Origin of the sequence: Rhizobium sp. UBA1881 (genome assembly GCF_002338015.1) — a bacterium.
Lineage (GTDB): Bacteria > Pseudomonadota > Alphaproteobacteria > Rhizobiales > Rhizobiaceae > Rhizobium.
The window spans coordinates 1-11,353 of sequence record NZ_DDHH01000058.1 but is presented as its reverse complement, the minus strand read 5'-3'; the positions used below and the strand labels follow the sequence as shown (position 1 = coordinate 11,353).

The 11,353-nt window shown below is 61.8% G+C and carries 14 protein-coding genes; 5 read left to right on the top strand and 9 right to left on the bottom strand.

The annotated features are described in order from the left end of the window. From B3605_RS06955 to tgt, 4 genes are all read left to right on the top strand, one after another. The coding region (locus B3605_RS06955) for a peptidylprolyl isomerase (protein ID WP_296433407.1) at positions 1–370 on the top strand (370 nt) is incomplete at its 5' end. Between the two features lie 26 nt (positions 371–396). After that, positions 397–906 (top strand): peptidylprolyl isomerase, encoded by a 510-nt coding sequence (locus tag B3605_RS06950; RefSeq protein WP_018902378.1) that lies wholly within the window; start codon positions 397–399, stop codon positions 904–906. An 86-nt stretch (positions 907–992) separates the two neighbouring features. Beyond that, complete coding sequence (queA, locus tag B3605_RS06945; RefSeq protein WP_112974079.1) at positions 993–2,075, top strand: tRNA preQ1(34) S-adenosylmethionine ribosyltransferase-isomerase QueA; 1,083 nt, start codon at positions 993–995, stop codon at positions 2,073–2,075. Continuing rightward, complete coding sequence (tgt, locus tag B3605_RS06940; protein ID WP_112974078.1) at positions 2,076–3,206, top strand: tRNA guanosine(34) transglycosylase Tgt; 1,131 nt, start codon at positions 2,076–2,078, stop codon at positions 3,204–3,206. It begins immediately after the preceding gene. Positions 3,207–3,209: 3 nt separating this feature from the next. On the opposite strand, the gene B3605_RS06935 is transcribed toward tgt, so the two are convergent. The 7 genes from B3605_RS06935 to rutA all read right to left on the bottom strand — a co-directional run bounded on the left by B3605_RS06935 (position 3,210) and on the right by rutA (position 7,715). Then, complete coding sequence (locus tag B3605_RS06935; RefSeq protein WP_112945829.1) at positions 3,210–3,638, bottom strand: DUF4864 domain-containing protein; 429 nt, start codon at positions 3,636–3,638, stop codon at positions 3,210–3,212. 80 nt (positions 3,639–3,718) lie between these two features. Continuing rightward, a complete protein-coding gene (locus tag B3605_RS06930; protein ID WP_018902382.1) occupies positions 3,719–4,027 on the bottom strand; it encodes a hypothetical protein in 309 nt (102 codons plus the stop codon). Positions 4,028–4,137: 110 nt separating this feature from the next. Then, complete coding sequence (locus B3605_RS06925) at positions 4,138–4,671, bottom strand: flavin reductase (protein ID WP_112945828.1); 534 nt, start codon at positions 4,669–4,671, stop codon at positions 4,138–4,140. Positions 4,672–4,680: 9 nt separating this feature from the next. After that, positions 4,681–5,472 carry a pyrimidine utilization protein D gene (rutD, locus tag B3605_RS06920; RefSeq protein WP_112945827.1) on the bottom strand — a complete coding sequence of 264 codons (792 nt, stop codon included), beginning with the start codon at positions 5,470–5,472 and terminating at the stop codon, positions 4,681–4,683. Positions 5,473–5,477: 5 nt separating this feature from the next. Further along, the gene (gene rutC / locus B3605_RS06915; protein WP_112945826.1) at positions 5,478–5,867 is read right to left on the bottom strand and encodes a pyrimidine utilization protein C; all 390 of its coding nucleotides are present in this window, start codon (positions 5,865–5,867) and stop codon (positions 5,478–5,480) included. A 25-nt stretch (positions 5,868–5,892) separates the two neighbouring features. Further along, positions 5,893–6,630 (bottom strand): pyrimidine utilization protein B, encoded by a 738-nt coding sequence (gene rutB, locus B3605_RS06910; RefSeq protein WP_112950909.1) that lies wholly within the window; start codon positions 6,628–6,630, stop codon positions 5,893–5,895. Then, positions 6,627–7,715, bottom strand: coding sequence for a pyrimidine utilization protein A (gene rutA / locus B3605_RS06905; protein WP_112946153.1), 1,089 nt, complete (start codon positions 7,713–7,715; stop codon positions 6,627–6,629). The genes rutB and rutA overlap by 4 nt, the downstream gene beginning before the upstream one ends. A gap of 430 nt (positions 7,716–8,145) precedes the next feature. Here rutA and B3605_RS06900 point away from each other — a divergent pair, with 430 nt between their 5' ends. After that, positions 8,146–9,918 (top strand): ABC transporter ATP-binding protein, encoded by a 1,773-nt coding sequence (locus tag B3605_RS06900; RefSeq protein WP_296433401.1) that lies wholly within the window; start codon positions 8,146–8,148, stop codon positions 9,916–9,918. A 110-nt stretch (positions 9,919–10,028) separates the two neighbouring features. Here B3605_RS06900 and B3605_RS06895 read toward each other — a convergent pair whose 3' ends face one another. Together B3605_RS06895 and B3605_RS06890 are read right to left on the bottom strand one after the other, a co-directional pair. Next, positions 10,029–10,808 (bottom strand): ABC transporter ATP-binding protein, encoded by a 780-nt coding sequence (locus tag B3605_RS06895; protein WP_112946155.1) that lies wholly within the window; start codon positions 10,806–10,808, stop codon positions 10,029–10,031. Positions 10,809–10,953: 145 nt separating this feature from the next. Beyond that, on the bottom strand, positions 10,954–11,250 hold the full coding sequence (locus B3605_RS06890) for a hypothetical protein (protein ID WP_112946156.1): 297 nt from the start codon (positions 11,248–11,250) through the stop codon (positions 10,954–10,956). Positions 11,251–11,353 lie beyond the last annotated feature (103 nt).

Genomic DNA, 11,353 nt, shown 5'->3' with positions numbered 1-11,353 from the left:
CTTCCACCGCGTGATCGACGGCTTCATGGCACAGACCGGCGACGTGCAGTACGGCAACATGGAAAAGGGCTTCGACAAGAACCAGGTCGGCACCGGCGGCTCCGACATGCCGAACATTCCGGCCGAGTTCTCCAAGACCCCGTTCGTGCGCGGCACGGTCGGCATGGCGCGCTCGCAGGACCCGAATTCGGCCAACTCGCAGTTCTTCATCATGTTCGCTGACGGCTCCTTCCTGAACGGCCAGTACACGGTCGTCGGCAAGGTGATCTCCGGCATGGAGAACGTCGACAAGATCCAGAAGGGCGAAGGCCAGAACGGCGAAGTCAGCAATCCTGACCGCATGGTCAAGGTCACCATCGCCAAGAAGTAAGTTTCAAGACCAGTAGGAGAATAACAATGGCTGAGATCAAGGATCCGGAAAACACCATCATCCTGGAAACCACCAAGGGTAATGTCGTCATCCAGCTTCTGCCTGAAGTGGCGCCCGAGCACGTGGCCCGCATCAAGGAACTCGCACGCGAGAAGGCTTATGACGGCGTCGTGTTCCACCGCGTGATCAACGACTTCATGGCGCAGACCGGCGACGTGAAGTTCGGCAAGAAGGGCGGCGAGAGCTTCAACCCGGGTCGTGCCGGCATGGGCGGCTCCGAGAAGCCGGACCTGAAGGCTGAGTTCTCGGCCGTCAGCCACATCCGCGGCACCTGCTCGATGGCCCGTTCGCAGAACCCGAACTCCGCCAACTCGCAGTTCTTCATCTGCTTCACGGATGCTCCCTGGCTGAACAAGCAGTATTCCGTCTGGGGCCAGGTCATCGAAGGCATGGACAACGTCGACAAGATCAAGAAGGGCGAACCGGTCGTCGATCCGGATTCGATCGTCTCGATGCGGGTTGCCGCCGACGTCTGATTGTGATGTTTGCTGGAACCCGCCCTTGCGCGAGAGCGCGGGGCGGGTTTCGCTTTGCCTGGACCAGCCTTCCCCGGAACTGCCCTATGCGCGTAGACCTTTTCGATTTCGAGCTTCCCGATGAGCGGATCGCTCTGCGGCCCGCCGAGCCGCGCGACAGCGCGCGCCTGCTTGTCGTCGATCCCAATGGCGAAACGAAGATCTCCGATCACCGTGTTTCCGACCTGCCGTCCTTCCTGAAGGCGGGGGATGCGCTTGTCTTCAACGACACCAAGGTCATTCCGGCGCAGCTCGAAGGCATCCGCTACCGCGAGGGTGCGGGCGGTCAGCAGGTTTCGGCGACGCTGCATATGCGGGTCGGCGCCAATCGCTGGAAGGCCTTTGCCAAGCCCGGCAAGCGCATCAAGGTCGGCGACCGGATCGCCTTCGGCCATGGTGGCGAAAGCTGCCTTCTCGGCTCGCTCGACTGCACCGTGGAAGAGAAGGGCGAGGGCGGCGAGGTGACGCTGGCCTTCGACCTGTCAGGCCCGGCGCTCGACGAAGTCATCCATTCCGTCGGCCATATTCCGCTGCCGCCCTACATCGCCGCCAAGCGCGCCGAGGACGAGCGTGACCGCGCCGACTACCAGACCATCTATGCCCGCGAGGACGGCGCTGTCGCCGCACCCACCGCCGGACTGCATTTCACGCCCGAACTCTTCGCAGCACTCGACAAGGCCGGCATCGAGCGGCATTTCGTGACGCTGCATGTCGGTGCCGGCACCTTCCTGCCTATGAAGGTCGACGATACCGACGACCACAAGATGCATCTCGAGAGCGGTTATGTCAGCGGCGAGACGGCCGCCAAGCTCAATGCCGTGAAGGCGAGGGGCGGGCGGATCGTCTGCGTCGGCACAACCTCGCTGCGTTTGATCGAGAGCGCAGCGCAGGATAGCGGCGAGATGTGCGGCTGGGCGGGCGCCACCGGCATCTTCATCACCCCGGGCTACCGCTTCAAGGCGGTCGATGTGCTGATGACCAACTTCCATCTGCCGCGCTCGACGCTGTTCATGCTGGTCTCGGCCTTTGCCGGCCTCGAGACCATGCATGCGGCCTATGAACATGCCATTTCGACAGGCTACCGCTTCTATTCCTATGGCGATTCCAGCCTTCTTTTCCGGAAAGATTAGATGACCGAGAACTTCCAGTTCACCCTCAAGAAGACCGATGGCGGCGCCCGTCTCGGCGAAGTCTCCATGCCGCGCGGCACGATCCGTACGCCGGCCTTCATGCCCGTCGGCACCGTTGGTACCGTCAAGGCGATGTATCTCGACCAGGTGCGTGAGGGCGGCGCCGATATCATTCTCGGCAATACCTATCACCTGATGCTGCGGCCAACGGCCGAGCGCGTTGCGCGGCTTGGCGGGTTGCACAAGCTGATCCGCTGGGATGGGCCGATCCTCACCGATAGCGGCGGCTTCCAGGTCATGTCGCTGTCAGGACTGCGCAAGCTCGATGAGCAGGGCGTGACCTTCAAGAGCCATGTCGACGGCAGCCTGCACCACATGTCGCCGGAGCGCTCGATCGAGATCCAGGGGCTGCTCGACAGCGATATCCAGATGCAGCTCGACGAGTGCGTTGCGCTTCCGGCCGAGCCGCGCGAGATCGAACGCGCCATGGAGATGTCGCTGCGCTGGGCCGAGCGCTGCAAGGTCGCTTTCGGCAACCAGCCGGGCAAAGCAATGTTCGGCATCGTGCAGGGCGGCGATATTCCGGCACTGCGCGTGCGCTCGGCCGCAGCGCTTGCCGATCTCGACCTCAAGGGCTACGCGGTGGGCGGTCTTGCCGTCGGCGAGCCACAGGCGGTGATGCTGAAGATGCTCGAGGAGACGCTGCCGGTGCTGCCGACCGAAAAACCGCGTTACCTCATGGGCGTCGGCACGCCTGAGGACATGCTGCGCTCGGTGGCGCGCGGGATCGACATGTTCGACTGTGTGATGCCGACCCGGTCTGGCCGTCACGGCCTGGCCTTCACCCGCCGCGGCAAGGTCAACATCCGCAATGCCCGTCATGCCGAGGATATGCGCCCGCTCGACGAGCAGTCGAACTGCCCGGCGACGCGCGATTACTCACGCGCCTACCTGCACCACCTCGTGCGCTCCAACGAGGCGCTGGGCGGCATGCTGCTGTCGTGGAATAACCTCTCCTACTATCAGGAACTGATGCAGGGTATCCGCAAGGCGATTGCCGAAGGTCGCTTCGCCGATTTCATGGCGGAGACGGAAGCTGAGTGGGCTAAGGGCGACATCGATCCGGTCTAAGGCTCAGATGCCTTTGCTCGCCGTATCAGGCAGGATCTGGACGCCGCCGATCTTATAGCTGCCATCCGGCTGACGGATGACCTGATAGATCGCCGTCCAGTCCTTGCCGTCGCGGCCGGAGATCAGCACCTCGTGGTAGATCATCGCGCCGTTGTCGATCGATCGGCTGCGGCCGAAGGCGTAGTTTCCGGGGTGATAGACCGGCTCATAGCTCTTCTTGACCATGGCGAAGAAGACGTTCTTGTCGGGATAGACGGCCTTGATGTCAGGGGCGGCGTAGGAATAGGCCGCTTCCGGATCGTCCTGCAGGAAAGCCTTGATCTGCGCCTCGATCATCGACCGTGTCGTATCCAGCGGGTCTTCCGCGCGCGCCGGCGACAGCGTGAAAATCGCGGTGAGACTGAGGATGAGGACTGCGAAGAAGGCGCGCATCGGCATATCTCCCACTATCCCGTGGCCATAGCCGCCACCCCTTGAATTGTAGGGCTTTCAGCGCGCAAGGAAAGAGGCAATCAGAGCCGGCCGCGCGCGAATATTCGCGACAGGATCAGACCGGCGACGAGCACGCCAGCGGCGATGAAGATGGTGTCGATAGGAGTGCCAATATAGAGCGGCCCGACATTGGCGAAGAGCAGGAAGGCGACGACGAAGTTCGCCCAGCCCCAGACGACATTCAATTCCGCCGAGCTCTCGCCGGCGCCTGACATGCGCACGAATGGCGTGCGGAACGGCCGGCCACAGACGCCGTTGACGAAGTGCGGAATGCCGTTCGTCATGATGGCGGCGGCAAAGAAGTGAACGATAAAGGCGATCCAGGGCATCGGCGTCTCCAAGATGGTCATCCTGGCGGCGCGACGGGACGTCACGCTACGGGATGAACCAGAATTCCGGCAGGAACGCGTTGACCTAAGCTCTTGTTCCGTAAGCGTGATCAGATCGTGTGGTAGCGACGATCGAAATAGATCAGCGCCTGGCCGCCTTCGTTCTCCTTGATGGCGACAACCTCGCAGATCAGGATGTCGTGGGTGCCGCCATCGGAGACCGACTTAACCTTGCAGTCGAGGGAGATCAGCGCGTCGTCAAGCGCCGGCGCGCCTGTTTCAAGGACCGACCAGCTGGCGCCTTCGAACCGTTCCTGCACGGGGGTCTTGCCGCCGAAGCGCCGGCTCAGATCCTCATGGGCGTGCGACAGCGTGTTGACGCAGAGTACGCGGTTGGCGTTCACGGCGGGGTAGGCGGAGGAGCCGCGATTGATGCAGACCAGAAGCGTGGGCGGATCGTCGGTGACGCTGCAGACGGCGGTTGCCGCAAAGCCCGCAAGGCCTGCCGGTCCATCCGATGTGACGACGTTGACGGCGGCGCCGAGGCGGGCCATGGCGTTGCGGTAATCCTGCTTGCGCTGGTCGGGAACAGCACCCGCGATTGTCGCGGGCGCCTCCGGGATTATTTTGGCTGATGCTTGCATATCGGGGTCCTAGCGGATTTCGGATCTCGCGTCACGAAGGAAGCGCAGCATGGTGTCGTTGAAGCTCTCGGCCTCCGTCACGTTGACGGCGTGCGCGCCGAAATCAGTCAGCGCCAGTTCGGCATGCGGCAGTCCCTCGGCGAGGCGCACCGATCGGGTGTAGGGGACGAGGAGGTCGTCGCGGGTGGCCATGACCAGCGTGTGGGCAACGATCTCCGACAGCCGGTCATCGAGATCGAAGGCCCGGAGAGCCGCGATACGGCGCAGGATATTGGTCTTGCCCTGGAAATGGGCGATGGCGTGCCGCTCCTCGGTCTCGAGACGCTCGGCATTGTCGGACATCCAGACCGACGGATAGAGGAAGAGCGGCTGCGCCTTGACGAACATCTCGACGCCCGACCGCTCCAGCAGCTCGATCCTGATATCAAAGCAGCGGCCGGAATGCGGGTCCGCCTTGCTCCAGGCGTTGACGAGGATGAGCTGGCCGATCATGTCGGGGCGGCGGAGCGCGATATCGAGCCCGATGAGGCCACCGAGCGCGTGGCCCATGAAGTCGAAGCGCTCGATGCCGAGCTCCAGCGCGATCTCCAGCACGTCGTCGGCCATGGCGGCGATGCCTCTCGCCTCGGGCACCTCGCCGCCGGTGCGGCCGGTGCCGCGATGATCGTAGGTGATGACGCGGAAATCGGCTGACAGCGCCTCGATCTGCGGCGCCCAGTAACCCGCTACGCCGCCAAGGCCGGATGACAGGATGATGGTCCTCGCACCGGCATGGGTCTGGCCATGTATGTCGTAATGCATGCTCGTCACTTCTTGCCGATATGGGCGACAGTCGCGATCTCGACGAGCGCGTCAGGCTTCACCAGGCCGCACTGAACGCAATAACGGGCCGGCTTGTCGCCGGGGAAATATTCGGCATAAACGGCGTTGACGGCTTGGTAGTTGGCCCAGTCGGTGACGAATATGTGGTTCATGGTCACGTCTTCCATCGTGCCGCCGGCCGTCTCGATCACCGACTTGATGATATCGAGCACATGGCGGGTCTGTGCGCCGGCATCGCCGACATGGACGACGTCGTTGTTCTTGTCGAAGGGCAGGGTGCCGGAGACATAGACGATGCCATCGGCAAGCGTGCCCGGCGAATAGGGGGCGATCGGCTTCTGGGTTCCCTCGGGGACGATGATCGATTTTGGCATGATGTGTCCTCTTCTTTGCTCGTGATCAGGCTTCGGTGGGCGCGGCTTGGCTGATGACGCCGCAGAAATCGTTGACGGTTGAGACCCAGCCGAAGAATTTCTCGACGTTGTAGACGGTCGCCCGCTGGATGAAATCGGGACCGAGGTGATGGGTCGCGTCTTCAAGCATCACGCCGAAATATTCGAGGTGAAAGGCATCGCGCAACGAGCTCTCGACGCAGACATTGGTGGCGATGCCGACAAAGACGAGGTTGCGGATGCCGCGGGCGCGCAGAACGCTGTCCATGTTGGTGTTGAAGAAGCCGCTGTAGCGGGTCTTCGGTACCAGAATGTCGCCCGGTTGCGGCTGCAACTCGTCGACGATCGCGTAGTCCCATGTGCCCTTTGCCAGAAGCTGGCCCTGCAGCTCCGGCCGCTGGCGCATGGTCTTCAGCGCATTCGACTTGTGATAATTGGGCGAGCCCGGACCGCCGGCCTCGACATAATCCTTGTCCCAGCCGTTCTGGAAATAGATGACCTGGACGCCCGCGGCGCGTGCGGCGTCGAGCGTTTTCTTGATGTTGGCGATCGTGCCCTTGGCGCCGGCGATATCGAAGCCGGCGAGATCGACATAGCCGCCCTCGGTCGAATAGGCGTTCTGCATGTCGACGACCACCACGGCGGTTTCGCTCGGCTTCAGCGTGATCGGCTCGGGGCGGGCGGGGAGGGTGACGCTTTGCGTGCGCTCGCGCGGCGCCTCGTATCCAACAGGTGCGACACTCATTCGGCGGCCTCCAGCATTTCGGTGACGTGGCGGCGGCTATTCATCAGCGGCTGTACATATTTGCCGAACTTCTCGACGCCTTCGACGAAATCGTCGAACGTCAGCATGACACCGCCGGTGCCGGGCACCGCAGCCATCTCGTCGAGCATTGCGGCGACCTCCTCATAGGATCCTATCAGCGTGCCCATGTTGATATTGACGGCCGATACGGGGTTCGACATATGGCGAACATTGGTGTCGGAACCGGACTTGGTATCGGCAGCACTCTGCAGGCCGAGCCATTTGATCGCTTCTTCATCGGCGCCTGCCTTGTAATGCTCCCACTTCGCCCAGGCGTCCTCCGACTTTTCCTCGGCAAGCACCATCGTCAGTACGAAGGAGCGCACGTCGCGTCCGGTCTTTGCCGTTGCGTTGAGAAGGCGCTGGTTGGTCGAGGCGAAGGCCGTGGGCGTGTTGACGCCAACGCCGAAGCAGAAGCTGTAATCGGCATAGGCGGCGGAGAATGCCATGCCCTTGTCGGACGAGCCGGCGCAGATCAGCTTCACGTTTTCGGGCACCGGCTTCATCCGGCAATCGTCCATCTGGAAGAACTTGCCCTTGAGATCGGATTGGCCCGTCGTCAGGAGGTCCTTGAGGACGGTCGTATATTCGCCGAGATATTCGTAACGGTCGCCGAAATAGTCGTCGCCCGGCCACAGGCCCATCTGGCTGTATTCCGGCCGCTGCCAGCCGGTCACGAGATTGACGCCGAAACGACCGCCGGAAATGCTGTCGATCGTGGTCGCCATGCGCGCGACGATCGCTGGAGGCATGACCAGTGTCGCTGCGGTGCCGAACAGCTTGATCTTCGACGTGACGGCGGCAAGGCCGGCCATCAGCGTAAAGGATTCCAGATTGTAGTCCCAGAACTCCGTCTTGCCGCCGAAGCCGCGGAGCTTGATCATCGACAAGGCAAAATCGAAGCCGTATTTCTCGGCCTTCAGCGTGATCTCCTTGTTGAGCTCAAAGCTCGGCTTGTACTGCGGCGCGTTCTCCGACAGCAGCCAACCATTGTTTCCGATCGGAATGAAAACACCGATTTCCATATTTGCTCTCCTCTTGAGGCAACGCGGCCAAGGACTTGGTTCGGCATTTTCAATGCAGGTGGCGTGCCAGATTGATAAACGCCAATAAAATCAGAGTGATGCGACATGGTTGATCATGCTTTATTTATCGTTTGGTCAAATTTTTACCGAACGATAAATTTCATGCCGAAAAAGCAGACAATGCTGCTCAAATTTTTAGCCGCACGCGATCGCGCCTTAAAATTTCGCAAGTCTGCGCGGTGCGCCCGTGGCCTACAACCGCGAGACGCGAGCTCACCAAGAAGTAACTTGACTTTTTGAAGCCGGATTTGGATATCGGGCAAATCCTTGAAGCGGCTGGCCTTTGCTAGGACGCACTGTCTTCCACACAGTTGCATTCAGCGCCCAATGGCGCGCCGCAAACTTTTTATGTCAATTGGGGGGCTCGCGGATGAGCACATCGTCGCTGCTGAAACGGTTCGCTGGTTACTACAAACCGCACCGAGGGCTGTTCGTGCTCGATTTCGGCAGCGCGGTGACGGCGGGCCTGCTGGAACTTGCGTTTCCCGTGGCCGTGACGATGTTCATCGACAAGCTGCTGCCGACCGGTCAATTGGGCCTGATCGGACTGGCGGCGCTCGGCTTGCTTGCGATCTATGTCGTCAACGCCGGGCTGCAGGTCATCGTCACCTATTGGGGCCATATGCTTGGCCTGAAAATCGAGACGGAGATGCGGGCGAGGGCATTCGACCATCTGCAGAAACTGTCCTTCTCCTATTTCGACAACCAGAAGACCGGCCATCTTGTGGCGCGGCTGACCAAGGATCTTGAAGAGATCGGCGAGGTCGCCCATCACGGGCCGGAGGATATCTTCATTGCCGTGATGACGCTGGTCGGCGCCTTTATTCTCATGTGGTGGGAACATCCGCCGCTGGCAATCGTGACCGCGCTGATCGTGCCGCTGACGGCCCTTGTGACGACGCGCTACGGCCGCCGGATGACGAAGACCTGGCATTCGCTCTACGGCCGCGTTGCGGATTTCAACGCCCGCATCGAGGAGACGGTCGGCGGCATTCGCGTCGTCCAGGCTTTCGCCAACGAGGACCACGAGCGCCAGCTCTTCGCCGTCAACAATGCCGGCTATCTCTCGACCAAGCTGCAGGCTTACTGGGCGATGGCGGCCTCGACGTCGCTGTCCTATCTCTCGATGCGCTTCGTGCAGGTGGTCGTGATGCTTGTCGGCGCATGGTATGTCACGAGAGGCGAACTCTCGGCCGGCGGCTTTGTTGGCTTCCTGCTTCTCGTCGGCGTCTTCTTCCGGCCGATCGACAACATCAATTCGGTGATCGAGACCTATCCGAAGGGGATTGCCGGCTTCCAGCGCTATACGGCGTTTCTCGACACCGATCCCGATATCGCCGACCGGCCCGATGCGCGCAACATGCCGCGGCTGACGGGCGACATCCGCTACAACGACGTTCGCTTTGCCTACCAGATCGGAAAGCCGATCCTCGACGGGCTCGACCTGACGATCAAGGCGGGCGAGACGATCGCCTTCGTCGGACCGTCAGGGGCCGGCAAGACGACCGTCTGTTCGCTGCTGCCGCGCTTCTATGACGTTACCAGCGGCGCCATTTCCATCGATGGCGTCGATATCCGCCAGATGACGCTGGCGTCCCTGCGCTCGAGCATCGGTATCGTGCAGCAGGACGTGTTCCTGTTTGCAGGCACCATGCGCGAAAACATCGCCTATGGCAGGCTGGGAGCGACAGAAGCCGACATCCTCGACGCGGCCCGCCGGGCGCGTCTCGACGAGGTGATCGCCGGTCTGCCGGCTGGACTGGATACCATCATCGGCGAGCGCGGCGTCAAGCTCTCCGGCGGTCAGAAGCAGCGACTGGCGATTGCCCGCATCTTCCTCAAGAACCCGCCGATCCTCATTCTCGACGAGGCGACGTCGGCGCTGGACACGGAGACCGAGCGGGCGATCCAGCAATCACTGGCCGAGCTGTCTCAAGGCCGCACGACGCTCGTCATCGCCCACCGGCTTGCGACGATCACCGAGGCGGACCGGATTTGCGTGATCGACAAGGGCAGGGTGGTGGAAGAGGGCAGCCACCGCGACCTCCTGCGGCGCGCAGGCCCCTATCGGCGGCTGCATATGGCGCAACAGACGAGCGCGCCTGATGACGATGGCGCGCCGGACAAGAAGAAGCTGGCGTAGCCTCTAGCGCTGACATCCTCACCTTAGGTGAGGATCTCGATTGTCTCATTTAATCAGATACTTGGCCGGCTATGTTGTTGCAAGGCCAGCCATGCGAGCACGCCATAACGCTACAACAAATAGCTGACGGGCTCGTTGCTAACTGGGTGCGGGAAGACGCCCATCTCGACGCCGAAGACCGACTTCAGCACGTCCGACTGAACGATCTCGCTTGGCTTGCCGCGCGCCGAAATCCTACCGTCGTTCAGCGCCACCAACTCGTCGCAATAACGCGCCGCAAGGTTGATGTCGTGGAGGACGACGACGATCGTCAGGCCACGCTCATGGCTCAGTTCGCGCAGCAACGACAGGACGCCGGCCTGGTGGGCGAGGTCGAGCGCGGAGGTGGGCTCATCGAGCAGCAGGCAGCTGGCGTTCTGCGCCAGCATCATGGCGATCCAGGCGCGCTGACGCTCCCCACCCGACATGTTGGCAACGAGACTATCGGCGAAGCGCTCGAGATCGGTGCGGCGGATCGCATCCTCGACCAGATCGCGATCGGCCTGGGTGAAGCGTCCGAGCGTGCCGTGCCAAGGGAAACGACCGAGCGCGACAAGCTCGCGCACCGTCATGCCATCGGTGGCGGGGGTGAACTGCGGCATGTAGGCGATCTCGCGGGCGAAAGCGCGCCCGCCCCAGCTCGCCGCCGGCTTTCCCTGAAGCGCAACCGCGCCCGACGTCGGATCGACCTGGCGGGCGATGGTCTTCAGGAGCGAGCTCTTACCCGAACCGTTTGGCCCGACCAGCCCATAGACACGGCCCGCCTCAAGCGTCAGATCGACACCGCGCAGAATATGCTTCTTGCTGGCCTCGTAGTGGATCTGCGACAGGGTGAGGAATTCGGCGGGCATGATGGGATCTCCGGCTGCATGTGACGCGAGGCCGGATATCCGGATCGCACGGATGTAACTGCAAAACTTCACTGATGATGTCAACTTATGCGACGACGGGAATAGGGCGGGGTGTGGTATTTCGTTCTCGGGCGCACGTCGCGTCTCAAGCCTTTGCAAGGATTGCCTGAACCACCGCTCGCGCCCGGAGCATTGTGTCCGTTCTTTGAGAGAGGCCCATGAAGACGGTTTCGACCTTCACCAGATAGCGGACCACTTCAGCCGCCGGTACGCCTTGGCGAAGCTGGGTGGTGGCGTTCTGGAGGTAGCTGTCATATTCGTCCTCGAAGCCAGCTACGTCGCCGTCGCGCCATGTGCATCCGTCGGGCATGAGCCCGATGGTATCCCACATCGACCAGCCGATATCCCTCAGTTTCGACAAATCAATTATGGATGACGACACGCGGTTGTCCTTCAGCGCTCATGCAGGTGAGACTGTCGCATCTCTAACTGGCCCAACTGTCGCATTACTAAATAGCCCTTACACACGATGTCAAAGCTGAATA